The organism is Streptomyces sp. 17_S59 (assembly GCF_056930295.1).
The window spans coordinates 2874146-2897247 of sequence record NZ_JBXOWD010000001.1 but is presented as its reverse complement, the minus strand read 5'-3'; the positions used below and the strand labels follow the sequence as shown (position 1 = coordinate 2897247).

The window sequence follows — 23102 nt, the reverse complement described above, 5'->3', positions numbered from 1 at the left end:
GGCCGATCCCTTCGGTGAGGAGGTCTTCCACGAGGTCTTCCACGGTGTTCACAGTCGTCTGTGTCGTCTTCGCAGTGGCAGCCGGAACGTTCCTCCCATCCCCAATAAGTTCATTTCCTCATCTAATATTTTACGGGTTCTTGACGCCTGTCCCGTCCACGACGACCGTGGCGTTGCCCGCGGCGGCGGCTCCCGCACGGCACCGCGTCGGGGCGCTGTGCGCCCTGCGCCTATGGTTGCTTCCAGCATTCAGGACCACCCTGCCCCTCTAAGGACAGCGATGCCCGCCAACAAATCCGGCCCCGGCAAGAAGAAGAAGGGGCGACGCGCCCGCCTGCTCGTGATCACTTTCGTGCTGCTGCTCGTGGCGGGCGTCGCCTTCGGCTCGTACTGGAGTGTGAGCACCGTCCGCGCCTCCTTCCCGGAGACCGACGGCACCCTCCGCCTCGAGGGCCTGTCCGGGCAGGTGAAGGTGGTGCGCGACGACTACGGCATTCCCCAGGTCTACGCGGACAGCGCCGAGGACCTCTTCCGCGCCCAGGGCTTCGTCCAGGCACAGGACCGATTCTGGGAGATGGACGTCCGCCGTCATCTGACGGCGGGACGGCTCTCCGAGATGTTCGGCTCCGGACAGGTCGAGAGCGACGCCTTCCTGCGGACCATGGGCTGGCGCAAGGTCGCGCAGCAGGAGTACGACACCAAGCTCTCCGCGACCTCCAAGAAGTACCTCCAGGCCTATGCCGACGGCGTCAACGCCTACCTCAAGGACCACAAGGGCAAGTCGCTGTCCGTCGAGTACGCGGCCCTGGAGTTCGAGAACGACTACAAGCCCGAGCCCTGGACCCCGGTCGACTCCGTCGCCTGGCTCAAGGCCATGGCCTGGGACCTGCGCGGCAACATGCGCGACGAGATCGACCGCTCCCTGGCCGCCTCGCGGCTGACCCCCCAGCAGATCGAGGACCTGTACCCGGCGTACCCGTACGACCGGAACAAGCCGATCGTCGAGGGCGGCTCGGTCGACTCCGCCACCAAGGCCTTCGACCCCGGCAAGAGCACGCAGAGCGGCACTGCCGGGACCTCCGGCCGCGCCGCGGGCGGTGCGGGCGCGGCCGGCGGGCTGCGCAGCAGCCTGTCCGCGCTGTCGAGCAGCCTGGAGAAGGTCCCGGCGCTGCTCGGCCCGAGCGGCAACGGCATCGGCTCCAACTCCTGGGTCGTCTCCGGTCAGTACACGACCACCGGCAAGCCGCTGCTGGCCAACGACCCGCACCTCGCGCCGCAGATGCCCTCGCTCTGGTACCAGATGGGCCTGCACTGCACCAAGACCGGGCCGCAGTGCCCGTTCGACGTGGCCGGTTACACCTTCTCCGGCATGCCGGGCGTCGTCATCGGCCACAACCAGGACATCGCCTGGGGCATGACCAACCTCGGCGCCGACGTCTCCGACCTCTACCTGGAGAAGGTCACCGCCGACACCTACCTCTACGACGGCAAGCAGGTCCCCTTCACCACCCGCAAGGAGACCATCAAGGTCGCGGGCGAGAAGAGCCGCGAGATCACCGTGCGCGAGACCAAGGAAAGCGGCCCGATCGTCTCGGACCGCAACGACCAGCTGCTCAAGGTCGGTGCGAAGGCGCCCGTCAAGGACCCCGCCCCCGACCGCGGCGAGGGCTACGCGGTGGCGCTGCGCTGGACGGCGCTCCAGCCCGGCAAGACGATGGACGCCGTCTTCGAGCTGAACCAGGCGAACGACTTCGCCTCCTTCCGCAAGGCGGCCGGCGACTTCGACGTCCCCTCGCAGAACCTGATCTACGCCGACACCAAGGGCAACATCGGCTACCAGGCCCCGGGCCGCATCCCGGTCCGCGGCAAGGGCAAGGGCGACGACGGGGACCAGACCGCGGCCACCGGCCAGGCCGGCGCCCAGAACCAGGCCGACGGCAAGAACGGCGCCAAGAACGACAACAAGGACAACAAGTCCGACGCGCAGACCGCCCCGGTCGCCGACGGCCGCTACCCGGCCCCCGGCTGGGACCCCGCCTACCAGTGGACCGGCTGGGTGCCGCAGTCCGCGCTGCCGTGGGACTACAACCCCAAGCGCGGCTACATCGTCACCGCCAACCAGGCCGTCACGGACAAGAAGTACCCCTACCTGCTCACCGAGGACTGGGGCTACGGCGCCCGCAGCCAGCGGATAAGCGACCTCATCCAGTCGAAGATCAAGGACGGGGGGAAGATCTCGACGGACGACATGCAGAAGATGCAGATGGACGACACCAGCGAGATCGCCAAGCTGCTGGTCCCCTACCTGCTGAAGATCGACGTCAAGGGCGCCAACGAGCGCGAGACCAAGTACGTCCGCGAGGCGCAGAACCTGCTCAAGGACTGGGACTACAAGCAGGACGCCGACTCGTCCGCCGCCGCGTACTTCAACGCGGTCTGGCGCAACGTCCTCAAGCTGGCCTTCGGCAACAAGCTCCCCAAGGAGCTGCGGGTCAAGGACCAGTGCCTGCGGGTGCGCCCGGTCGACGGCTCGGCCCCGCAGGAGGACCTGGACGGCAACACCCGCTTCGTCGTGGAGTGCGGCGAGCGCGACCCCGACGCGGCGCAGCCGGACGGCGGCGACCGCTGGTTCGAGGTCGTCCGCACCATCCTCGACAAGCCCGACAACGACTGGTGGAAGACCAGCGGCACCCGCTCCAACGCCAACCCGGGCGCCCGCAACCGCGACGAGCTGCTGGCCATGGCCATGAAGGACGCCCGCTGGGAGCTGACCTCCAAGCTCGGCAAGGACGTCACGCAGTGGAGCTGGGGCCGCCTGCACCAGCTGAACCTGAAGAACCAGACCCTCGGCAAGGACGGCCCCGGCATCGTCCGCTGGATGCTCAACCGCGGCCCGTGGAACCTGGCCGGCGGCGAGGCGGCGGTCAACGCCGCGGGCTGGAACGCGGCCGGCGGCTACGACGTGGTCTGGGTGCCGTCGATGCGGATGGTGGTCAACCTCGACGATCTCGACAAGTCGCGGTGGATCAACCTCACCGGCGCCTCCGGTCACGCGTACAACGCCCACTACTACGACCAGACCGACAAGTGGGCCAAGGGCGAGCTGCTGCCGTGGGCCTTCGGCCCGGACGCGGTCGAGAAGTCGAAGGACGCCGTCCTGACGCTCAAGCCGTAGCCGTAGGGGCGGCGGCTAAGGGCCGAAGCGGCGCACCCCGCCAGGGGTGACCACCGCGTGCACGGGGTGGTCGTGCGGTTCCTCCGGGACCCGCGCGACCACCTCGTCGTCGTAGAGGAGCACCACCCGCGCGGGATCGGCGCCCGCGCGGTCCAGGCGGGCCAGGACGCGGTCGTACGAGCCGCCGCCGCGGCCCAGCCGCAGGCCCCGGCCGTCCACGGCCAGCCCGGGCAGGAGCACCGCGTCGGCGGCCGTCACCGCGTCGGGGCCGAGCCGCTCGCCGTCCGGCTCCAGCAGGCCCTTGGCCGCCCGTACGAGGTGGTCCGGGCCCCGGTAGAGTCCCCAGTCGAGATCGTTGTCGGGCAGCAGGACGGGCAGCAGCACCCGCACGCCCCGCGCGCGCAGCGCGTCCAGCAGCGCACGGGTGCCCGGCTCGCTGCCCACGGAGACGTACGCGGCCACGGTCGCCGCCCCCGCCAGCTCGGGCAGCTCGAGGGCGCGGCAGGCCAGCGCCGCCTCTGCCGCCTCGATGTCATCCGAGGTCAACCCGGACCTCACGGCGAGGAGGGCACGCCGCAACTCCGCCTTCGTACCGTCGTACTTGATCATTGCTCCTACAAACGTGCCGTCTCGGGGCATACTCAGCGGAGTCACATCTTCCGCCCAGACCCAACGGATAGTGTTCGGCCCATGACTCTTTCGCGTCCCAGGATCACCAAGGCTGTCATCCCTGCCGCCGGGCTGGGAACCCGCTTCCTCCCGGCCACCAAGGCGACGCCCAAGGAGATGCTGCCGGTCGTCGACAAGCCGGCGATCCAGTACGTCGTGGAAGAGGCGGTGCAGGCGGGCCTGTCGGACGTCCTGATGATCACGGGCCGGAACAAGCGCCCGCTCGAGGACCACTTCGACCGGAACTACGAGCTGGAGGAGGCCCTGCGCCGCAAGGGCGACGAGTCCCGGCTCGCCAAGGTCCAGGAGTCCAGCGACCTCGCCACCATGCACTACGTCCGCCAGGGTGACCCCCGCGGCCTCGGCCACGCCGTCCTGTGCGCGGCCCCGCACGTGGGCAATGAGCCCTTCGCGGTGCTCCTGGGCGACGACCTCATCGACGAGCGCGACCCGCTGCTCTCCTACATGGTCGACGTCCAGCGGGTGCACGGCGGCAGCGTGATCGCCCTCATGGAGGTCGACCCCGCCCAGATCGGCCTCTACGGCTGCGCGGCCGTCAAGCCCACCGACACCGAGAACGTGGTCGAGGTCACGGGTCTGGTCGAGAAGCCCGACCCCGCCGAGGCGCCCAGCAACTACGCCGTCATCGGCCGCTACGTCCTCGACCCGGCCATCTTCGACGTGCTGCGCGAGACCCGGCCGGGCCGCGGCGGCGAGATCCAGCTCACCGACGCCCTCCAGGCCCTCGCCGCCGAGCCCGCCCTCGGCGGGCCCGTGCACGGCGTGGTCTTCACCGGCCGCCGCTATGACACCGGGGACCGTGGCGACTATCTCCGTGCCATTGTCAGACTGGCATGCGAACGTGAAGACCTCGGGCCCGACTTCCGGGCCTGGCTTCGGAGTTACGTCACCGAGGAGATGTAGCGCTTTGAGCAGCAGCACGGGCGGCGCCGGCACGGCCACGGAGCAGGACCGGGACCGCCTCTGGTCGGTCGACGAGCACCTGGACGACATCCTCGGAAAGGTCCGCCCGCTGGAGCCGATCGAGCTGCAACTGCTCGACGCCCAGGGCTGCGTGCTGGTGGAGGACGTCACCGTCCCCGCCGCCCTGCCACCCTTCGACAACAGCTCCATGGACGGCTATGCCGTCCGGGTCGCCGACGTCCGGGGCGCGAGCGAGGAGTTCCCGGCGGTGCTGACGGTCGTCGGCGACATCGCGGCAGGCAGCGGCGAGCTGCCCGCCGTGGGCCCCGGCGAGGCGGTCCGCATCATGACCGGCGCCCCGCTGCCGCCCGGCGCCGAGGCCGTCGTCCCCGTGGAGTGGACCGACGGCGGGACGGGCGGCGGCCCCGCCACCACCATGGCCGGCCCGCACGGCGCCCCCGGCGGCTCCGGCGAGGTCCGGGTCCACCGCCCCGCCACCGCCCGCGCCCACGTCCGCGACCGCGGCAGCGACGTCCGCGCCGGCGAGCTGGCGCTGAGCGCCGGCACGGTCCTCGGCCCCGCCCAGATCGGCCTCCTCGCCGCCATCGGCTGCGCCACCGTGACGGTGCGGCCGCGCCCGCGCGTCGTCGTCCTGTCGACCGGCAGCGAGCTGGTGCCGCCCGGCCAGAGCCTCGCCGCCGGGCAGATCCACGAGTCCAACAGCTTCATGCTCACCGCCTGCGCCCGGCAGGCCGGGGCCATCGCCTACCGCGTCGGCGCCGTCGACGACGACGCGGAGACCCTCCGGGCCACCCTGGAGGACCAGCTCGTCCGCGCCGATGCCGTGGTCACCAGCGGAGGCGTCAGCGTCGGCGCGTACGACGTGGTCAAGGAGACCCTCTCCGGGCTCAGCGGGGAGGAGGGCAGCGTCTCCTTCCGCCGGCTCGCCATGCAGCCCGGCAAGCCCCAGGGCTTCGGCCGCATCGGCCCCGACCGCACGCCGCTCTTCGCCCTGCCGGGCAACCCCGTCAGCTCGTACGTCTCCTTCGAGCTGTTCGTACGGCCCGCCATCCGCGCCCTCATGGGGCTGGATCCGGCCGACCGCGCCCCCGTGCGGGCCGTCTGCCGGAACGGGGTGGAGTCCTCGCCCGAAGGACGCCGCCAGTACCTGCGCGGGCACTACGCGGACGGGGCCGTCAGCACGGTCGGCGGGGCCGGATCGCACCTGGTCGGCGCCCTCGCCCGGGCCAACGCCCTGATCGTCGTCCCCGAGGACGTCACCTCCGTCGTACCGGGCGCGGAAGTCGACGTGCTCGTTCTCGACTGACCGGCCGCCGGGCCGGGTACGGTGGCTGCCCACAGGACCGACCGGGAGAACGATGAGCAGCGCCCAGGAGCAGCAGGAGCACCTCACGCATCTCGACGACGCGGGTGCGGCCCGCATGGTCGACGTCTCGGCCAAGGAGGTCACCACCCGCACCGCGCGGGCGAGCGGCCGGGTGCTGGTCTCGCCGCGCGTCGTGGAGCTGCTGCGCGGTGCGGGCATGCCCAAGGGGGACGCCCTCGCCACCGCCCGGATCGCCGGGATCATGGGCGCCAAGCGCACGCCCGACCTCGTGCCGCTCTGCCACCCGCTCGCCCTGTCCGGCGTCAAGGTCGACCTGACCGTCGAGGACGACGCCGTGGCCGTCGCCGCCACGGTGCGGACCACGGACCGGACGGGCGTGGAGATGGAGGCCCTGACGGCCGTCACGGTCGCCGCCCTGACCGTCGTCGACATGGTCAAGGCCGTGGACAAGGGCGCGGTCATCACGGACGTCCGGGTCGAGGAGAAGACGGGCGGCAAGTCCGGGGACTACGTGCGCTCCGCGCGGGAAGCGGGCGGGGCGTGAGCCCGGCGGCCCCCGGCCCGTACCGCGCGCTGGTCGTCACGGCCTCCAACCGTGCCGCCGCGGGCGTGTACGAGGACCGGGGCGGGCCCTTGCTCGCGGCCGGGCTGGCGGAGATGGGCTTCGCCGTCGACGGCCCCCGTGTCGTCCCCGACGGCGACCCCGTCGAGCAGGCGCTGCGCGAGGCCGTCGCTGCCTCGTACGACGTCGTGCTCACCACCGGGGGCACGGGCATCTCGCCCACCGACCGCACCCCCGAGGCCACCCGCCAGGTGCTCGACTACGAGATCCCGGGGATCCCCGAGGCCCTGCGGGCGGAGGGCCTGGCGAAGGTGCCCACGGCGGCGCTCTCCCGGGGGACGGCCGGGGTGGCCGGGCGGACGCTGATCGTCAATCTGCCGGGCTCGACGGGCGGGGTCCGCGACGGGCTGGCGGTGCTGGGACGGCTGCTGGTGCACGCGGTCGAGCAGCTGCACGGCGGTGATCACGCGCGGCCCGGGGGCGGCCCGGCCCGGCCGGGCAGCGCACCGGGCGACGGGAATCCCGGACCGGACGCGGACCGGTCGCAACCGGCGGGAGGACGGAGCTGAGCGCCACCTGGCCGGTCGAGCTGGCGGACGGCGATGTCGCCCTGCGCCCCATAAGGCTGCGCGACCAGCGCACCTGGCGCGAGGTCAACCGGCGCAACCGCGAGTGGCTGCGCCCCTGGGAGGCGACCGTGCCGCCGCCCCCGCCGGGCGGCCCCGTCATCCGGCGCCCCACCTACCGGCAGATGGTCCGCCACCTGCGGGCCGAGGCGCACGCCGGGCGGATGATGCCGTTCGTGATCGAGTACCGGGGCCAGCTGGTCGGCCAGCTGACCGTGGCGGGGATCACCTGGGGCTCCATGTGCTCCGCCCACATCGGCTACTGGGTGGACGAGGCCGTGGCCGGCCGGGGCGTGATGCCGACGGCCGTGGCGCTCGTCGTCGACCACTGCTTCCTCGCGCTCGGGCTGCACCGCGTCGAGGTGTGCATCCGCCCCGAGAACCTGCCCAGCCGCCGGGTCGTGGAGAAACTCGGATTCCGCGAGGAAGGGCTGCGCCCGCGCTATCTGCACATCGACGGCGCCTGGCGCGATCACCTGGTCTACGCGCTCACCGCGGACGAGGTCCCGGAGGGGCTGCTGGCCCGCTGGCACCGGTCCCGGTCGGTCGAGGGACCGGGCGCTCCAAAGAAATAAAATAAACGTTCGAAATCGACTGTCAATTGACGGTATTCGCAGGGTTTCGGTCTCGACAATCACAAAAAAAGTTCGAGTTATCAGCCGGATCGTGCGACACACCGCGCCAATTGGCGGAATCATCCGCGTGTACCCCTCTACCGTGTGAGGCGTGAGCAGCAGCGGCCTGATCTACGCAGTCATCGTCGGGGCCTGGGCCGCCTACTTGGTGCCGATGTGGCTCCGTAGGCAGGACGAGCTCAACGAAGCCCGTCCGACGGAACGCTTCAGCACGGCCATCCGGTTGCTGTCCGGACGGGCGGGCATGGAGCGCCGTTACGCCAAGGACCTCGAAGGGCGTACCGCCGAGGTTCCGGCCCTCACCGAGCCGGAGCCCCGGGCGCCCGAGCCGGACGCCGTGACCGAAGCGGTCGACGTCCGGACCTTCGGCGTGCCCGCGCCGGGCTCCCCGGCCGCGGCGGACCCCGGCTCCGCGCCCCCGCCGCCCGCGGCGCAGGCGCCGACCGTGCCCGCCCAGGGCGCCGCGCAGACGGCCGCCGAGCGGGCCCGCCGCTCCAAGGCGCTCGCCCGCCGCCGGCGGACCACGGTGCTGCTCTTCCTGGCCTTCACGCTCGGCGCGGTCGTGGCCGGCGTCGGCGGTCTCGCCTTCCTGTGGGCCCCGGGCATCCCGGCCGCGCTGCTCAGCGCGTACATCTGCTACCTGCGGATCCAGGAGCGGCGGCGCTTCGCCTTCACCATGGACCAGCGCCGGGCCGAGCTGGCCGCGCAGCGGCTCCGCGAGGGCCGCGGCCGTGCCCGCCAGGCGGCCCCGGAGGACGCGTCCGCCGCGGCCGACACCGTTGTCCACCGCCCCGCGGCCGCGGCGGCGGGCCTCTCCGCCCACGGCTCCGCCCGCAGTGCGGGCCGCCGCGCCCTCGTCGAGCAGACCGATCACGCCGAGTGGGTCGACCAGCAGCGCGACCGCGGCGCGGGCGAGGGCTGGGAGCCCGTGCCGGTCCCGCTGCCCACGTACGTCTCCGCCCCGGTGGCCCCGCGTGCGACGGGCGGCGCCGACCTCGGCGCCCCGGACGCCTGGAGCTCCGCCCGCTCCAGCACCGCCGAGCCGGCCGACGGCCGCAAGGCCCCCGCCGAGGAGCGCCGTCCCGCCCGCGCCCGCCGCCGCCCCCGCGAGCGCGGCCGCACCCCGCTCTTCGACCAGTACGCCGACGACGGCCGCCCCCGCGCGGCCAACGAGTGATCCCGCCGCGCCCCCTCGGCGGCCCCGGCCGCTGACCAGCGGGGAGCGGATTTCCGGGCACCCGGATGGAGGTGCTAGAGTTTCACTCGTTGCAAGGGCCTGTGGCGCAGTCCGGTAGCGCACCTCGTTCGCATCGAGGGGGTCAGGGGTTCAAATCCCCTCAGGTCCACCCAAGTAACGACGTTAGAACCCCGTTCTCCCGCGTGGAGGGCGGGGTTCGATGTTTCCCAGGGCAGTGACCCGTTGGGGCGTTGGATGTAATCCCAGGGCGCGGGGTGTGGCGCCGGGGTGCCATCTCGCGGCACGGGGACGACCGGTGTGGTGCCCGTCACGCTCGCACCGTCGATCTTCGCGCTCGCAGTCCGATCGTCACCGAGCAGCCGAGCAAACCGATCCTTCAGATCAGCCGCCATCACCTTGTCCTCGGTGATCCAGAAGCAGGTGAAGACGGCTTGGTTGAGCTGTCGGCGGATCTCTGGTGGTGCGCTTAGGTACAGCCGATGAGCGTCGGCGCACAGCAGTAGGACCTCGTCCACGCTGCGCATCACAGCCTCGCTCTCCACCTGACAACGCTCAATCGCTTGGTTGGCGCCGGCTAGGTCGCGAGTGATGCGCTCCTGCTCGGACTTGAACAAGTCCAGCGGGATGGCATCGGCGTAGCGGGCCTCCAGCAGCTTCTGCCGCTGGTTGTGCAGCTCCTGGACCCGCCGCTGCTGACGCTCCAGCTCTGAAGCGTTCTGGGCCTGTTGGCGAGCCAGCTCGGCGGCCACCTTCTGCCGGATCTCGGCGATCTGGTGCTCGGTCAGCTGGACACGACGCCACCAGTCGGCGACCGCCGCCTCCACGACCTCGATCAGTACCGCGGATTGGGTGCAGTTCTTCTGCTTGGCTCTCCCCAGGCAGTAGAAGTACGGGTAGATGGTGCCCCAGCGGTTGCGGCTGTTGGACACCCCCAGCCGAGCCCGGCACTGTCCGCAGAACACCGAGCCCTTCAGGTAGTGCGGGTGCTTCTGCGTCTTCTCCCGGGACAAGGCTCGACCGATGCGTACGGCCTGCACCCGCTCGAAGACCTCCACCGAGATCAGGGCCGGATGCCGCCCCTCGTACTCGACCCCCTCGAAGCTGACGAAGCCGATGTAGTAGCGGTTGCAGAGCATCTTGTCGATGTGCTGCACGCTCACCGGCCGGGTCGGCCGCTTGGCCGTAGCCGGTATCCGCAGACCCCGCTGCTCCAGCTCGTCTTGCAGCTGGCTCATCGTCCAGTCGCCCGTGGCATAAGCCTCGAACATCCACTGGATGAGCGGTGACCGCTCCGGATCGACTGCGACAGTCCGTACCTCGCGTCCGTCGATACGTTCCCGGACGTTCAGATACCCGAGCGGTGCCAGCCCCGGCGTACCACCAGCCTTGGCTTTCTGGCGCATGCCCTTCTTGGCTTCTTCGGCCAGGTTCGAGGAGTAGAACTCCGCGATGGTGGCCATGATGCCGTGCAGGAGTTTGCCGGAAGGCGTCTGGTCGATGTTCTCCGTCGAGGACACCAGCTGTGCCCCGGCCTGCCTGATGGCCAGCGTGATGGCCACGTCGTCCTCACGAGACCGGGCCAGGCGATCCACCTTGTGCACGATGACGTACGAGATCCGACCCACCAGCCGCAGGAAGTCCAGCATGGCCTGAAGGTCTGGACGGTCAGCCGTCTTGGCCGACTCGCCCTGGTCGATGAACTCGGCCACGATGACCGCGCCCAATCGCTCCGCAGTCCGCTGGTTGGCTTCGCGTTGGGCCGGAATCGAGTAGCCCTCGGCGTTGTAGTCCACCTCGGCCTGAGCCGCGGTGGACACCCGCAAGTAGCTAACGGCCAACTTCGTACCGTCAGGTAGTTGTTCAAAGAAATCGATACCGTCGGGCGTTCCGATGAGGAGGCGCACGAGAATAGACCTTTCTGTGTGAAGGGAAGTTGAAAGAACATGAGGCGAGGATGTGGAACATCTCGCGACTCCTTTGGTTGGGAGTTGAGGGAGAGGAGTTATAATTAGGCAGGAGGGGCGCGGTAAGGGCGGCATGATCCGCGTGCGATAGAGCAGCTGGGCTTATGCAGAGCAACCGCGCTTTGCGGAGTCGGGCGATAGGTACGCACGAGGCGCCTACGGGCAGAGGTCGAAGTCTCGTGATGCTGATCGCTAGCCGCGACAGCTACGCAGCCAATTAGCCACTTCCGCTTGAAGTCATCTGCCGCCAACCTCACAGAGGCGAGGCGGTCATGTGGGCCAAAAGACGCAGAGCTTTTAAGCAGGGTGTCCTGGGTTCGAGTCCCAGTGGGCCCTCCAAATATGAACGTTGTAACCCTGTCCATGAAATTCTTCGTTGACGGTTCTTTGTGGTGGCAACGCGCCAGGACGCCGACAAACTCAGACGAACGCGCACCGCTAACAGGCTTCTGCCGACAATACATACCCCCACCGTCCAAGCGTTGCCGCAACAAACCTTCCACCCGCGACAAAGCCTCTCGCTTACCCTCCAAATCCCCATGCTGGTAAATCTCCTGAGTCACCGAAACATTTGAGTGTCCAAGAATCAGCTGTGCATCCCGAGCCTGAACGCCGAGCGTTTTTAGCAACGTTGCAGCTGTATGCCTGACATGATGCACCGTGATTACTCTCAACCCGTGCCTATTGCAGATACGTTGAAACGACCTCACAAAGTTCTTCGGATCAACAGGCAACCCAGTCCGGCTGGTGAACACCAAGCCTCCAAGCAAGCCCGCAGGGCTTGTTTGGCATTGGCCTGCCTCCCACATGGCTCTAACCACAGCCATAGGCTCTTCCTGACGTTCCTGCCAAGCCAGTAACACCTCACGAGCCATCGGAATCAGTGGCAAGTCACGTCGCCCAGCTCGGGTCTTCACCGAGCCCGTCTCCAAGCTCCCACCAATACGCTGGAGCTGCTGACGAACCCGTATCACTCCGTACTCAAAGTCCACATCCTCCCAACGCAGCCCCAGAACCTCACCACGGCGTAAGCCGTACAGAACCAGAAGTACAAACGCCGGATACAGAAGATGGTCTCTGGCAGCTTCCAGAAACCTCGTGGCCTCGTCAGCCGTCCACGGCTGGATATCTTTCCGCTCCCAAGTCGGCAGCTCCAGCAGACGCGCCACATTGCGGCTAACAAGTTCTTCCCGCAGAGCTCGGCTCAAAGCCGAGCTCAACACCGACCGCATAATCTGCACCTTGCGCACCGAGTGACCAGCAGCCAACTGCTCGTTGACAAACATCTGCACAACCGGCACAGACAGCCGCCTCAGCGGATACGTGCCCAGCTTCGGCTTCAAGTGCAGCCGGATAGTTGCCTCGTACTGCTCATAGGTCTTCGGCCGGCGATTCACCCGAACCACCTGCTCCAGCCAGTAGTCGAGGTACTCGCCCAGCTTCCAATCCCGATCCGGCACCGGAATACCCTGCCGAGCCTGCAACTTGGCATCCAACAGCTTGTCATGAGCTTCCTGCCTCGTCTTGCCATACATCCGCAGCCTCTTCCTGACCCCACTCGTCGTCAGAAAGTAAGCCGCAGCCTCATACCTCCCATCCTTCCTGCGGTAAATGCTCCCCTCGCCATTTGCACCCCGAGCCATCTCAACAAGACTCCTCAGCCCGCAAACGCTCAACCAGCGCCTGCACAGCCCTCGCAGGCACAAACCGACGAGCCCCAATCTTTATCGTCTCCAGGCGTCGGGACCGAATCAGCTGGTACAACGTCCACTTGCTGACCCTCAGCTCTAAAGCAGCCTCAGGCACAGTCAATAGAATCGGGGAGTGGGAAACCTCCGCATAATCAACAGCTCCACTCATACACTGGAACTCCCGCAAAGCGCAGCCTGCGACAAACCCACGCCATAACTACGCCGCGTATACCCGCGCCAACGCCTGTCTCCGCCCGAACCTGACAGCCCCACCTGCCGCAGTCGAGTCCTAAGCAAAGACTCCGAAACCTCAAACAAACTCGCAAGCTCCGTGACATCCTGCGTTTGTTCGTGCCAGGCGTGCCTGAGCCATGCCTTCGGCACCAGCATGCAGCCGGCAAAGTAGTCAGCACTGCGCTCTGCCTGTCGAGGCGGTTCCACGTAAACATCCCGCCTCCACCCGGGATACAAAGCCTCCCTGAGCGGGTCATCCAAAATGTGCTTAACCTCGTGAGCCAAAGACGCCCGAGACCGCCACACACTCTCGTCCTCGTTCAGAGTGATCAGCCAGTGATCCCCCCTCCAAACCGAGCAGGCCGACACCGGCATCCCAGCTCGTACCTCCAGCTGAATACCCTCCAGCTCCAGAAGCAGCTCCACATCCACCGGCGGCTTAATAATCCCGAGCAACCTCAGCAGCCTGGCCGCCTGACGTTCACTCACCGTTCTGTCTTCGCTTGGTGTCAACGGACGACCCATCATGCCGAGCGCCCCCATAGGCACCAACCCTCGAACCTCACCAAGCACTTTCTCTGTCTCTCTATCCATAGATTCCCTTCCAATTTCAGTCATACGTTTATGAACTCCTCAGGCGGAGGCCAACTATCATCAATCTCGTCATCATCCAGACGACTAACCCGCCTTCGATCCAGTTCAGTCCTCTCCATCACCCCATGCTGATGCCTAAACACCGCGAAGTAAGCATTAATCCTGTCTGCTGCTTCTTGACTCATCACGTACTTCGCTCGCATATACGGCATGAAGCTTGGTAACGTGCCTGGCGGCATATATCCCGCCAGTGCAAACAAGTCCTCCAGCTTGACCTGTAGAGCCGGAGCCAGACGTTGCAGCGTCTCCGGAGAGGGATGTTTAAACTCTCCTCGCTCCAGGCGAGACAGGTACGACTTATGCACCTGCAACTCGGCCGCCACCCGCTGGATTGAAAGCCCCAACCCCTCCCGAGCCTGCTTTAAATAACTTCCCAGTCCCGAAGGGTCTGGTTTCTTCTTGTCTTCGACGTCGCTCATGTGTAACCCTCCTTTCAATTAACGTCGCTGTCCGCATTATGAAGCGTCACATAAGATTTGGGAACGGTAGAAATAACAACGAGGTAAATTACCTCTGTTGTGGTTCACCCTTAAAAGGAAGAAAACGCGCCGCCTATTCTTGACTGGCCGCCCTGACCAGTTCCGCAGCGGCCTGCTCATGCACAACCACCCGAAACAACTCCCCGGCAGGGTCTGGCAGATCAACGATGAGCTTCTTCACGGCGACGGCTCGTGCCTCGCTGAGCACCGTCACCAGCACCCGCGGCACGACGTCGCCGGGCCCCACCTGACCGTGATGCACGAACTCGACGTACACCCTGAGCTTGCGTTTCATCGTCGGCAAGCTCTCCGTCGAGCGATCGACCTCAACCCACCAGTGATCCAGCCAACCCTCGACCGAGAGCAGCAAGTAGGCGTCTGGTTTCAGGAGTCCGCCGCGGCCGTCTGGCCACCAAGAGGGCGGCTCGGCATCGAAGTTCGACAGCTTGAAGTTGCTCGTAGGCTCGATCTCGCGCAGCTGCACGTACAGCTCGCTGACCGCCAAGGTGTGCAGCACGAAGCGTTCACCGGGTGCCCCCGGCCGGCGAGCGGGACCTGCTTCGGCTTCCAGGTGTTCGCGCAGCTGCATCAGCTTCTGCCCGGCAGTGTCCAGGGCGTAGACCAGACCGGCCGAGCCAGCTCGCGCCCCGCCGATGCGTCGTTCCAGCGGCATCAACAGCCGCCAGTCCACCAGCCGAGCCAGGCACCGCCAACGCACCACCGAGCGACTGCGCCCACTGAGCCCGGTGAAGTGCAGCCGCTCCAGCTGTTGGCCGGTGACAAGACGCAGCCGATTGACCGTCTCCACGATGGCCCAGTCGCGGTCAGAACACCGCTCCTGGAGCCACCCGACGTGAGCCTCCCGAACCCGATGCGGGCTACCTCCCCACGTCATGCTGAATCTCCGGAAAAGAGAAAGCATTTCGGCGTCGCTACCAGCCTGAAAACGGCACTGACCACTGAGTTCCGAGCATCGAGGTCTGCACCGACACCAACATCGAAGCCAACACCACACGTACGGCTCATGGTTGGTCGCTCCGGAGCGTGCGGCCGATGCGCCCCGTGCCGGGCCGCCCGGCCTCGACCCGCGTGCGCAGGGCCGACTCGATGTCTTCGCGCTTCACGCCGTAGCGATCACGGCTGAGCTGAAACAGCTCTCGGCCGTCGCGGATGGGCTCTTCGAGTTGGAAGGTGGCACCGGTGACCGGAGTCAGAGTCTGACCGTTGACGCATGGCCGCATGGCGATCTCGTAGCGGGCCAGGTTCTGGAGGTCGGTGGCGGTCAGCGGCGCAAAGCGCCGCTCCAACAGCTTCGCGTCCTCGTACTCCACGGCGAAGCTGATCTGCGTGCGCGCCGTCCCCAACACGGCGGCCTTCACCGACTCCGGTAGCTGACTTAGGTACTGCCCGGCCAGATGAACGCCCATGCCGAGGCCTCGGGCCTGGCTGAGCATGTCGTCCAGCGGCACCGGCAGCCGCACGATGTCGGCCGCCTCGTCGAGGTAGACGAACACCGGGTGCCGCTTGTCGGGCGGCACTGCGGCCCGCGCCATGCAGGCGCTCCACAAGCTGTGCACCAGCAAGGCCCCCAGCAAGTTCGCCGTGTCGCTGCCGATCGCTCCCTTGGCCAGGGATACCAGCACCACCGAGCGCCGGTGGAAGATGTTGTTCAGGTTGAGCCCGTGGCTCTGGCCCAGCAGCAGGCGCGTCGAGCTCCGGTGGGTGAAGGCGTCGATCTTGTTGCAGACCGGCGCCACCGCCTGCGCCACTTCGCCCGGCGACAAGCCCTCGAACCAGTGCCAGAACTCGCGGATATGGTCGGGCAAGGTCGGCTGCCTTACGACCAAGTGGCGAAAGGCAGGCTGGGTCAACAGCGGCACTGCCTCGCACAGGGTGAAGGCCGAGCCGTCCGCCGCCCGGGTGCTGGTCAAGGTCGCCAGCACCGCCCGCATGATCTGATCCGAGCGCGGGCCCCACGAGTCGGCCCACAGGCTCTTGAAGATGTGCAAGACGCCATCGGCGGCCAACTCGCGAGCCTGCTCGTCGCGCCAGTTCGGTACAGCGATGGGGTTGAAGCCGATGGCCCGGTCGCGAGCACTGGGATCGAGGACCAGCACCCGCTCCGCTTCCTCGTCGGTCAGCCGTGCACAGATCTGCTCGATGAGGTCGCCCTTGGGGTCGGAGGCGAAGACTCCATGGCCAGCTCGGATGTCCTGGAGGATCATCCGCGACAGCAACTCGCTCTTGCCGGAACCGGTGGGTCCCAGGAGGAAGCTGTGGCGGAGCCGATCGTCGGTCTTCAGCGCCAAGGTGCGCTGCTCCATGCCCGGCAGGTTGGAACGGCCGACCACCAGGCCGCGGGACGGGAGGCTCGGAGACGGAGGCAGCTGGCGACTGCCGCCGAAACTGAGCCCCGGCACCTGCACTGAGCCGAAGGGGACGGCTACCAGACCCAGCGCCTCGCGCACGTTCAGCTGGCAGGGCCAGGCCACCAGCGGTAGCGACCGTGCGGAGACGCGCGAGGCGACTATCTCCGAGGGCAGCCACCGCCGGATCACCGACACATCGGGCGTAGCCAACACCTGGAAGGCGCTGGTCAGCCTGTTCACCAGGTTCGTGGCCCGGCCTGCGCTCGACGCCGAGATGGCCACCCGGCCGACGGTGTTGAAGATCGGCAGGCTGCCGTACTTCAGCTGCCAGGCGCGCTGTTCCTCGGGGGAGGCCTTGGCACCGAGCTTCGTGGGGCGGCTTCCGGACAGCGTCCAGGCGACGCGGACGACTTCGCCTCGGACCAGCGGCTGCAACAACGACAAGGCGGCGCTGACCGAGGCTTCGGCTCGATCGGCGCCGAGAGGATGAACCCGGCTGGTGAGACGGTACTCGGCAGCCAGCTGTACGGCGGGCTTGTCCTTCAGGAAGTCCGGCGCCTCGCGGGTGACGACGCCGGGCAGGGCGCTGCGCAACTGCGAGAGGACAGGCGTGGCCATCGACTGCGGCATCAAGAGGAAGTGGGTGATGCCCCTCTCTGTGGCTACTACCTCCAGGACGACGGGACGTCGCCGGGTGGCCGGCGCCAAGGTGCTGAGCCAGGCGACGACGGCTTGGTCGTCGAGACCGCGGGGGAACCGCAGCTCGAAGGCCACCAAGGACTCGGCCCAGGCCTGGTTGTTGAGCCAGTGGATGGTCAGCAGCAGCCCGATGATGACGACACCGCCGGCCGTGATGAGGATGAGGAGCTGCATCACGCGGGCTCCTCTTGGTCGTGGCGATCGGGGACGAGCTCTGCGTGAGCGTCTGCGACGTGCGCGTCGTCCTCGGCCTGGCGCAGGCGGTACAGAGCCAGGGCCACCAGAGCTCGCGCCAGCGTCTCCGTGTCTCGGAACTCCCGCTCCTCCCCGATTACTCGGATCTCTCTGTCATGTGGCATGAACGCATAGGCCTCCAGTTTGGTTAGTGATGTTCGTGGTCAAGGCGTAGCCCAGGGGCTACGCATGGAGAAGGGGGCCGTCCGCAGCGCGGTGGCCCCCTTCTATTGATGGAGCGCAACCCGGTCTCTGGTCAAGCTGTTGAGCTCATTTCACAGCACCCTTGACCTACCAACGTCGTCGCCAGATCCGGACAGCTAGCCAGCAAACCGCTGTCAGCACAAGTGCCGTTACCACGTACACCAGGTACGGCTCCAAAGGCCTCAATACCTGCGTCAGGACCGGAACCACCAACCATGGGCCGTACAGGATCACCAAGATCCACACCAGCCACTTGCGAGGGATGTGTTTGAGCAAGCTCACCTCCGTTTCTGAACCTCGGTTGTAGAGAAGGGGGGGGAGCGCCTGCGCTCCCCCCCTCGGATGGTCGTCAGACTGAGTCATCTCCCGTCGGTATGTAGTCCTCGCCCGCCGTCGAGTTGCGGAACTGGTCCATGTCGAGCAGCTCGCGAACCAGACGCTGCTTCGATTCAGCGCGCTGCTCGCGCTCCACGTCGCTGAGGGTCAGGAAGGCATCCAGCAACCGCCAGCGCGCTTCGAGAGCGGCCTTCCACAGCTCGTTCGGTACCTGCTTCATCGCCGTCCTCCTCGACGTGAACAAACACAGCAGCAACAGATCGGCTGCTGCTCCCGCAGCCACTGGACATAGCGGCCTACGTAGTAGGCGACCACTACAGTGATCACCAGCCACAAGATTTCCAAAGCTATTGCCCCTTGATGTTGTCGTCCTGGTCACGGTGGCGCTGTTCCTTGTCCTCGCGCTCCAGCCACTCCTGACGGAGCCGTTCGCGGAGTTCTCGAAGTTCCCTGTAACGGCGGCGGATTTGATGCTGCTCACGCCTGCGCATGCGTCGATTGCGGTTGTTTCTGGGCATAGTTATCCCGTCTTCGGAATTGGAGGGTTTTTGACTTGCGAATCCGGTGGTGCCGGCTGGGGGTTTTGGTGGCGGCCCGGAGGCCGCCACCAAGAACGAGCTACGTGTCTTCGCGCCGGAACTTGTCGGCCTCTTGCCGCATAAGCTCCCGGGCGACCCAAGCCGCGGCGTCAAGCCGAGAGATGGCGATCAGCGATTCCATCTCTATCTCGGCGGCCTCATTGTTGATCGGCGGTTCTTCGCAGAAGGCGTACCGGCCCAGCAGGAAAGCGAAGATGAAGCCGCCGATGATGAACAGCCAGATGCCGTTATTCATCACGCGACCTCGCGTCCTGGCGGATGGCTCCCAGCGCCTCGCGAGTGAACTGCTCCAGCGTCAGTCGGAACTCCTGCTCACGCTCGTGCATCGAGGCCTCCATGGCCTCCATGCCCTTCTCCAGGGCGACTTCACGAGCCGATGTCTTCCGACGAGCCAGCTTCCACCCGAGCAGACCGCCGGCTGCGAAGGCAGCCACCGTGTACAAGGCCAGACTGAGGCTCAACGGTGGCCTCCAAGACGGGAGATCTCGCCCGCCGCCAGAGCGGCGTACTGGTCGAGGATCGCCCGGTAGCGGGCTTCTCCGAGGGGCGCGAGCCGAATGAGGCGTTCCTCTTCTGCCGAGAGGTCGGCGAGGTGAGCCAGTCCGGTGCGAGTCACATCGGCCGCGGCCCGCAGGCGGGTCTCGGTGACGTAGGCCTCCGACCGGGCTTCAGCCGCTCGTACGACGCCACGGGCGGCAGCGCGAGCGACTTCGGCGTTCATCTCACGACGGGTGCGTGAGGTGAGGGGAGCGGATTCGTTTCCGAGCGCCGCTTCGGAGAGGCGGCGCAGGATTTCGGACATAGTTCTCCTGTTCTTTTTGAGGGCACACTGTGGAGTTCTCAAGGTGCTATGAGCCGACAAGTCTTCGACCTGCTGCGATCTTTAATAGACGGTTCCGATCGATTTCGGCAAATCTCAGACAACACCAAACAAGCGGGCTAGGTTTGTTTGCCGATCGCCAAACAGCACCAAACGGGGGGCCCGTGAGCACTGGCAGGTCAAAGAAGCCACCACAGGGGCCGGCGCACGAGGCTCTTGGTAGATGGCTGCGAGATCTGAGGAAGAGCCGCAAGAAGACACTGCGCGGTGTTGATTCCTGTAATCACGGCGATCTATCGCAGTACGAGAATGGCCTGGATCTGCCAACGGAAGAGAAGCTCAGCCGGATTATTGATGAGCTAGGCGGGGATCACAGCAAGGCCAGGGGGCTGCTCAACGCTGCCATTAAAGAGAAGAAGAGTCTGAAGCGTTCGCCGAACGGGGAGATGGCTGAGGCACAGGACGGGACTGTTATTGTGGAGACGTACATAAGGCCGAACGGCTCGGCAGAGGTGCTCAGCCCTGAACCGTACGATCCCAATGCACCCTGGCCTAATTCGCGTTTCCGCATCGTAGAATCCGAAAATATCTACTACGTTAACGCCGACAGGATAATCTACAAGGGCGAACGTAGGCGCCTCATCGAAGCCAAAGAACCCGGGCTCCAAATCTATCGGTGGAGTTCCGTCGACTCGCCTGCCGACTTGAGGCTGAGGCGAATTGTGGTAGGCGTTTATGATCCGATCAAGGTCGATCGGGTTGAGCATTGCGCCCCTAATGGCTTCAGCTGGTATTTCAGGCTTCCGGAGCCATTGGAGAAGGGTGAGAGATTCGAACTGAAAATTCTCAAGCAGATTGAAGCAGAGGGTTACTGTAATCCTTGGGTGTCCTCCAAAGGTAGCGATGTTGAAAAACGCCAGATCACAGTGATTTTTGAAGGGGTCCATCCTGGACGCGTCTGGTGGTTCGCCAACTTGCCCTTCAGCGCTTCTCCTGCCACGTCGTTCTCCGAAGAAACTCGTCTAGGCTTGGGCAGAGAAGGTGGCTACTTCCACAATTTTAACGACCCGTCTGCGGGTCGGGTAGTGGGTGTGGCATGGGATTGGGAGTACTAGATTCGGCGTGGCGTTAAAGTCTAGACATAATCTACAAGGCGTGTTATAACTAAATGGTCACATTTCGTTTCCCCCTCCCATCTATTGGGTTGGACTGCCTGCCCATTCGCGCAACTGGCAAGCAGTCCAACCCGGACAAGTCGCGGAGGAAGAAAAATGGAGCAAGACGCCCAGGCAGTGAATGCACCAGCTCCGCCGAAGTGGTGGTCAACCGACAGGTACACTCGAGGTCGTTGCAGCCTTTTCAAGCACAGCGTGGATATCGACCTTCTCTGGGATGGCGTCCAAATCCGGTATCAGGGTCATGGTGATTGCATCGTGGCCTGGAGTTCTGAAGTCGGTTTGTCGGCCAGTGGTGTGTTTTCTTGCGGCAAGGATATTGGTTCGCGTAAGTTCACCCCGGATGAAACGCGGTGCGCCTTCGGCCTCGCTGATTCTCCGATGTCTCTGGACGGCCAGAAACTTGCCAAAGAGCTTGGTGTCACCTGTGCCGAGCCGTATAAGTATGCCCGCCAGGGGCCATACTTGATCCTCCCAGACGCAAGCAACATCAGGTCTGTACGTCTGGAGATCACTCCCGAGGTTCGGGAAGCAGTGAGCCAGCTCCTTAACCGCTGACCGGATCCATCGGTCACTCTGGCCGTTCCTGCCTCAAGAGGCAGGAACGGCTGCAACCTCAAGTCAACCAAGCGCCCCGCAACCCAAGTTGGTTGCGGGGCGTCTTCTTTTGCCGAACTTGCGACCGCCGGTCCCGAGGCTGTTGTCGCACTTCTTGCGAACGCCAAGACGGCGGCCCAGTGGAGCCCTCACCGTCACAGCGACAGGGAGTCACTGTCTCCCATCCGCTGTCCGCTCTACCCCCCAAACCCCCCACCCCGCACCTGCGTTATGAACCCCTCCCACCCCTCCTCCGTAAACCTCAACACCTCTCCCCCCGTGCCCTTGCTGTCCCGTACAGCCCTCCCACCCCCCGAAATCGGAGCCACCTCCACACAATTGTCCTGCTGCCCGCTGAACGTGGACTTCACGAAATGTCCCACAATGCCCTGGGGGGTGGTCATGATGTGCTTCCTCTGTCTGCCGATTCCATCTCTTGACTCACGCTCTGAATGAGCGTCAGCGAGTCAGCCGGGCTCAAAGCTCCAGCCCTCAGGTTGTCGAAAGCATCTGAAAAGGCTTCCAGTTGACCCGCCTGATCCATGAACAACGTCCCGGTCAGGTTGGCCACGCAAGCAACACTTGGCTCAATCTCCGGGAAGTCGAACAACACGAACGAGCTCTGCACCCCGGCATGAGCTCCCGCACCAAACGGCAACACCTGGAGCGTGATGTTCGACCGCTCCGTCAGCTCCCCCAGGTGCTGCAACTGCGCAATCATCACCTTGCAGCCACCAACCCGCTGCCGAATCGCCCCCTCAGCCACGATCATCCACAGCTTCGGCGGACGCTTCCGCTCCAGGATCGCCTGTCTCTCCAGACGCACCTTGATCAACGAGTCCACGTGCCCCGGCGGCAAGACCGCCGGCCCGGCCGTGACGATGTGCCTGGTGTAGTCCGGCGTCTGCGCCAGCCCCGGAATCACCATGCCCTCGAACGTCCGGATGCTGCTCGCTTGCCCCTCCAGAGCGATGAAGTCCCGGTACTCCCGCGGCAAAGCATCCTGGTACGCAATCCACCAGCCGCGAGTTCGGGACTCCCGGGCGGCCTCGACGAAGGCCGCCACCTGGCCCTCGTCCGTCACGCCGTACAGCGCCAGCATCGCCTTCAAGTCGGTCCGCGATACGCGGACCTCCCCCGACTCAATCCGGCTGATCTTGCTCTGCGAGAAGCCCAGTTCCTCCGCCACCTGATCAGCCGTCAAAGTCGCCTTCCGGCGCAATTGCCGCAGATCAGACCCCAGTCGACGGCTCCTGATCGTCTGTCCCATCGCTCTCCTTACCTACGCCTGTCAGTCTGCCCCGGAACCAGGTCCAGGGCCAGCATCCGCATCTGCATACATGCAGATCGGGTATTGCAGATCGCCAACCCAGCACGGTACGGTAGCGCACCATGGTCACGAACCGCACCCGAAGGGTGACGGTACGTGATCTTGTTCTCTCCGCGAAAGCGGCCCATTTCCCCCCTGGGCACCCGCGTTCATGCACCGTGAGGTGATCGTGAAGAACACCAAGCAGACCTACGGCTTCCCCTGCGGCAAACAGACCCCCTGCTGCGCCCGCAAAGCCGTCCGTCAGTCGGTTCTCGACTGGGGCCTCCCCGAAGAGACAGCCAACACCGCCGAGCTCCTCGTCAGCGAGCTCGTCACCAACGCCGTCATCCACGCCAAAGGCAGCCAACTCTGCATCGTCATCTGCCGAGTTGGCTCCAAGTGCCTCACCGTCATCGTCGTCGATGACGGACACGGCGTCCCAGAGGCCCGCCAAAGCGCGGACACCGCGACCAACGGTCGCGGCCTCCTCCTCATCGACTGCCTCTCTGACAGCTGGGGCGTCTACAACCTGTCCCGCGGCAAGGCCATCTACTTCCGGCTCAACCTCGAACTGCTCCCGAGCGCCTGACAGTTGAAA

The 23102-nt window shown here is 66.0% G+C and carries 24 protein-coding genes, 1 tRNA gene and 1 pseudogene; 11 read left to right on the top strand and 15 right to left on the bottom strand.

Features of this window, described 5'->3' with window-relative positions; all coding sequences use genetic code 11:
- Positions 1–280: 280 nt before the first annotated feature.
- On the top strand, positions 281–3175 hold the full coding sequence (locus AC1Z4A_RS12735) for a penicillin acylase family protein (RefSeq protein ID WP_483678363.1): 2895 nt from the start codon (positions 281–283) through the stop codon (positions 3173–3175).
- 15 nt (positions 3176–3190) lie between these two features.
- Here AC1Z4A_RS12735 and AC1Z4A_RS12730 read toward each other — a convergent pair whose 3' ends face one another.
- Positions 3191–3784, bottom strand: a complete 594-nt coding sequence (locus AC1Z4A_RS12730) for a 5-formyltetrahydrofolate cyclo-ligase (protein ID WP_483678361.1) — start codon at positions 3782–3784, stop codon at positions 3191–3193.
- An 81-nt stretch (positions 3785–3865) separates the two neighbouring features.
- On the opposite strand from AC1Z4A_RS12730, the gene galU reads away from it, so the two are divergent.
- The 7 genes from galU (at position 3866) to AC1Z4A_RS12695 (ending at position 9285) form a co-directional block, all read left to right on the top strand.
- Positions 3866–4768: a UTP--glucose-1-phosphate uridylyltransferase GalU gene (gene galU, locus AC1Z4A_RS12725; protein ID WP_483678359.1), complete on the top strand. Its 903-nt coding sequence runs from the start codon at positions 3866–3868 to the stop codon at positions 4766–4768.
- 4 nt (positions 4769–4772) lie between these two features.
- Complete coding sequence (gene glp / locus AC1Z4A_RS12720; RefSeq protein ID WP_483678356.1) at positions 4773–6095, top strand: molybdotransferase-like divisome protein Glp; 1323 nt, start codon at positions 4773–4775, stop codon at positions 6093–6095.
- Between the two features lie 52 nt (positions 6096–6147).
- A complete protein-coding gene (moaC, locus tag AC1Z4A_RS12715; protein WP_483678353.1) occupies positions 6148–6660 on the top strand; it encodes a cyclic pyranopterin monophosphate synthase MoaC in 513 nt (170 codons plus the stop codon).
- Positions 6657–7247 carry a MogA/MoaB family molybdenum cofactor biosynthesis protein gene (locus tag AC1Z4A_RS12710; RefSeq protein ID WP_483678351.1) on the top strand — a complete coding sequence of 197 codons (591 nt, stop codon included), beginning with the start codon at positions 6657–6659 and terminating at the stop codon, positions 7245–7247. The genes moaC and AC1Z4A_RS12710 overlap by 4 nt, the downstream gene beginning before the upstream one ends.
- Positions 7244–7879: a GNAT family N-acetyltransferase gene (locus AC1Z4A_RS12705; RefSeq protein WP_483683580.1), complete on the top strand. Its 636-nt coding sequence runs from the start codon at positions 7244–7246 to the stop codon at positions 7877–7879. Before AC1Z4A_RS12710 ends, AC1Z4A_RS12705 begins: the two co-directional genes overlap by 4 nt.
- A 151-nt stretch (positions 7880–8030) precedes the next feature.
- A complete protein-coding gene (gene sepX / locus AC1Z4A_RS12700; RefSeq protein ID WP_483678348.1) occupies positions 8031–9116 on the top strand; it encodes a divisome protein SepX/GlpR in 1086 nt (361 codons plus the stop codon).
- A 95-nt stretch (positions 9117–9211) separates the two neighbouring features.
- Positions 9212–9285 (top strand) — tRNA-Ala (locus AC1Z4A_RS12695).
- Between the two features lie 661 nt (positions 9286–9946).
- Here the strand turns inward: AC1Z4A_RS12695 and AC1Z4A_RS12690 are convergent.
- The 12 genes and pseudogenes from AC1Z4A_RS12690 to AC1Z4A_RS12635 all read right to left on the bottom strand — a co-directional run.
- Positions 9947–11176: pseudogene (locus AC1Z4A_RS12690) on the bottom strand (recombinase family protein); the annotation flags it as partial.
- Positions 11146–12636 carry a tyrosine-type recombinase/integrase gene (locus AC1Z4A_RS12685; RefSeq protein ID WP_483678346.1) on the bottom strand — a complete coding sequence of 497 codons (1491 nt, stop codon included), beginning with the start codon at positions 12634–12636 and terminating at the stop codon, positions 11146–11148. The gene AC1Z4A_RS12685 and the pseudogene AC1Z4A_RS12690, both read right to left, overlap by 31 nt.
- Before the next feature lie 109 nt (positions 12637–12745).
- Entirely contained in the window at positions 12746–12961 is a 216-nt protein-coding gene (locus AC1Z4A_RS12680; protein WP_483678344.1) for a helix-turn-helix domain-containing protein, read from the bottom strand.
- A complete protein-coding gene (locus tag AC1Z4A_RS12675) occupies positions 12958–13401 on the bottom strand; it encodes an ImmA/IrrE family metallo-endopeptidase (protein ID WP_483683579.1) in 444 nt (147 codons plus the stop codon). Before AC1Z4A_RS12675 ends, AC1Z4A_RS12680 begins: the two co-directional genes overlap by 4 nt.
- A 239-nt stretch (positions 13402–13640) precedes the next feature.
- Positions 13641–14099 carry a helix-turn-helix domain-containing protein gene (locus AC1Z4A_RS12670; protein ID WP_483678342.1) on the bottom strand — a complete coding sequence of 153 codons (459 nt, stop codon included), beginning with the start codon at positions 14097–14099 and terminating at the stop codon, positions 13641–13643.
- 133 nt (positions 14100–14232) lie between these two features.
- The gene (locus tag AC1Z4A_RS12665; RefSeq protein WP_483678338.1) at positions 14233–14967 is read right to left on the bottom strand and encodes a replication-relaxation family protein; all 735 of its coding nucleotides are present in this window, start codon (positions 14965–14967) and stop codon (positions 14233–14235) included.
- Between the two features lie 214 nt (positions 14968–15181).
- A complete protein-coding gene (locus tag AC1Z4A_RS12660) occupies positions 15182–17401 on the bottom strand; it encodes a type IV secretory system conjugative DNA transfer family protein (RefSeq protein WP_483683578.1) in 2220 nt (739 codons plus the stop codon).
- A 613-nt stretch (positions 17402–18014) separates the two neighbouring features.
- A complete protein-coding gene (locus AC1Z4A_RS12655; protein WP_483678335.1) occupies positions 18015–18221 on the bottom strand; it encodes a hypothetical protein in 207 nt (68 codons plus the stop codon).
- Between the two features lie 127 nt (positions 18222–18348).
- A complete protein-coding gene (locus AC1Z4A_RS12650; RefSeq protein WP_483678333.1) occupies positions 18349–18492 on the bottom strand; it encodes a hypothetical protein in 144 nt (47 codons plus the stop codon).
- A 127-nt stretch (positions 18493–18619) separates the two neighbouring features.
- The gene (locus AC1Z4A_RS12645; protein ID WP_483678331.1) at positions 18620–18835 is read right to left on the bottom strand and encodes a hypothetical protein; all 216 of its coding nucleotides are present in this window, start codon (positions 18833–18835) and stop codon (positions 18620–18622) included.
- On the bottom strand, positions 18828–19061 hold the full coding sequence (locus AC1Z4A_RS12640) for a hypothetical protein (protein WP_483678328.1): 234 nt from the start codon (positions 19059–19061) through the stop codon (positions 18828–18830). Before AC1Z4A_RS12640 ends, AC1Z4A_RS12645 begins: the two co-directional genes overlap by 8 nt.
- Entirely contained in the window at positions 19058–19402 is a 345-nt protein-coding gene (locus AC1Z4A_RS12635; protein WP_483678326.1) for a hypothetical protein, read from the bottom strand. Before AC1Z4A_RS12635 ends, AC1Z4A_RS12640 begins: the two co-directional genes overlap by 4 nt.
- Positions 19403–19584: 182 nt before the next feature.
- Between AC1Z4A_RS12635 and AC1Z4A_RS12630 the strand changes: the two genes are divergently transcribed.
- Positions 19585–20535, top strand: coding sequence for a helix-turn-helix domain-containing protein (locus AC1Z4A_RS12630; RefSeq protein WP_483678324.1), 951 nt, complete (start codon positions 19585–19587; stop codon positions 20533–20535).
- Between the two features lie 156 nt (positions 20536–20691).
- Positions 20692–21153: a hypothetical protein gene (locus tag AC1Z4A_RS12625; protein WP_483678319.1), complete on the top strand. Its 462-nt coding sequence runs from the start codon at positions 20692–20694 to the stop codon at positions 21151–21153.
- A 236-nt stretch (positions 21154–21389) separates the two neighbouring features.
- Here AC1Z4A_RS12625 and AC1Z4A_RS12620 read toward each other — a convergent pair whose 3' ends face one another.
- Both AC1Z4A_RS12620 and AC1Z4A_RS12615 read right to left on the bottom strand, forming a co-directional pair.
- Positions 21390–21596 (bottom strand): DUF397 domain-containing protein, encoded by a 207-nt coding sequence (locus tag AC1Z4A_RS12620; RefSeq protein ID WP_483678317.1) that lies wholly within the window; start codon positions 21594–21596, stop codon positions 21390–21392.
- The gene (locus tag AC1Z4A_RS12615; RefSeq protein WP_483678314.1) at positions 21593–22462 is read right to left on the bottom strand and encodes a helix-turn-helix domain-containing protein; all 870 of its coding nucleotides are present in this window, start codon (positions 22460–22462) and stop codon (positions 21593–21595) included. The genes AC1Z4A_RS12620 and AC1Z4A_RS12615 overlap by 4 nt, the downstream gene beginning before the upstream one ends.
- A 229-nt stretch (positions 22463–22691) precedes the next feature.
- On the opposite strand from AC1Z4A_RS12615, the gene AC1Z4A_RS12610 reads away from it, so the two are divergent.
- Positions 22692–23093, top strand: a complete 402-nt coding sequence (locus tag AC1Z4A_RS12610; RefSeq protein ID WP_483678312.1) for an ATP-binding protein — start codon at positions 22692–22694, stop codon at positions 23091–23093.
- Positions 23094–23102: the final 9 nt, after the last annotated feature.

Bases quoted from the DNA above. Each gene is read 5' to 3' on its own strand.
- AC1Z4A_RS12635 (WP_483678326.1), bottom strand. From the start codon at position 19,402: ATGTCCGAAATCCTGCGCCGCCTCTCCGAAGCGGCGCTCGGAAACGAA.
- AC1Z4A_RS12730 (WP_483678361.1), bottom strand. From the start codon at position 3,784: ATGATCAAGTACGACGGTACGAAGGCGGAGTTGCGGCGTGCCCTCCTC.
- AC1Z4A_RS12650 (WP_483678333.1), bottom strand. From the start codon at position 18,492: ATGCGCAGGCGTGAGCAGCATCAAATCCGCCGCCGTTACAGGGAACTT.
- moaC (WP_483678353.1), top strand. From the start codon at position 6,148: ATGAGCAGCGCCCAGGAGCAGCAGGAGCACCTCACGCATCTCGACGAC.
- AC1Z4A_RS12660 (WP_483683578.1), bottom strand. From the start codon at position 17,401: ATGCAGCTCCTCATCCTCATCACGGCCGGCGGTGTCGTCATCATCGGG.
- AC1Z4A_RS12655 (WP_483678335.1), bottom strand. From the start codon at position 18,221: ATGAAGCAGGTACCGAACGAGCTGTGGAAGGCCGCTCTCGAAGCGCGC.
- AC1Z4A_RS12735 (WP_483678363.1), top strand. From the start codon at position 281: ATGCCCGCCAACAAATCCGGCCCCGGCAAGAAGAAGAAGGGGCGACGC.
- AC1Z4A_RS12645 (WP_483678331.1), bottom strand. From the start codon at position 18,835: ATGAATAACGGCATCTGGCTGTTCATCATCGGCGGCTTCATCTTCGCT.
- AC1Z4A_RS12675 (WP_483683579.1), bottom strand. From the start codon at position 13,401: ATGCCGGTGTCGGCCTGCTCGGTTTGGAGGGGGGATCACTGGCTGATC.
- AC1Z4A_RS12625 (WP_483678319.1), top strand. From the start codon at position 20,692: ATGGAGCAAGACGCCCAGGCAGTGAATGCACCAGCTCCGCCGAAGTGG.
- AC1Z4A_RS12670 (WP_483678342.1), bottom strand. From the start codon at position 14,099: ATGAGCGACGTCGAAGACAAGAAGAAACCAGACCCTTCGGGACTGGGA.
- AC1Z4A_RS12685 (WP_483678346.1), bottom strand. From the start codon at position 12,636: ATGTATGGCAAGACGAGGCAGGAAGCTCATGACAAGCTGTTGGATGCC.
- AC1Z4A_RS12615 (WP_483678314.1), bottom strand. From the start codon at position 22,462: ATGGGACAGACGATCAGGAGCCGTCGACTGGGGTCTGATCTGCGGCAA.
- galU (WP_483678359.1), top strand. From the start codon at position 3,866: ATGACTCTTTCGCGTCCCAGGATCACCAAGGCTGTCATCCCTGCCGCC.
- AC1Z4A_RS12620 (WP_483678317.1), bottom strand. From the start codon at position 21,596: ATGACCACCCCCCAGGGCATTGTGGGACATTTCGTGAAGTCCACGTTC.
- AC1Z4A_RS12680 (WP_483678344.1), bottom strand. From the start codon at position 12,961: ATGAGTGGAGCTGTTGATTATGCGGAGGTTTCCCACTCCCCGATTCTA.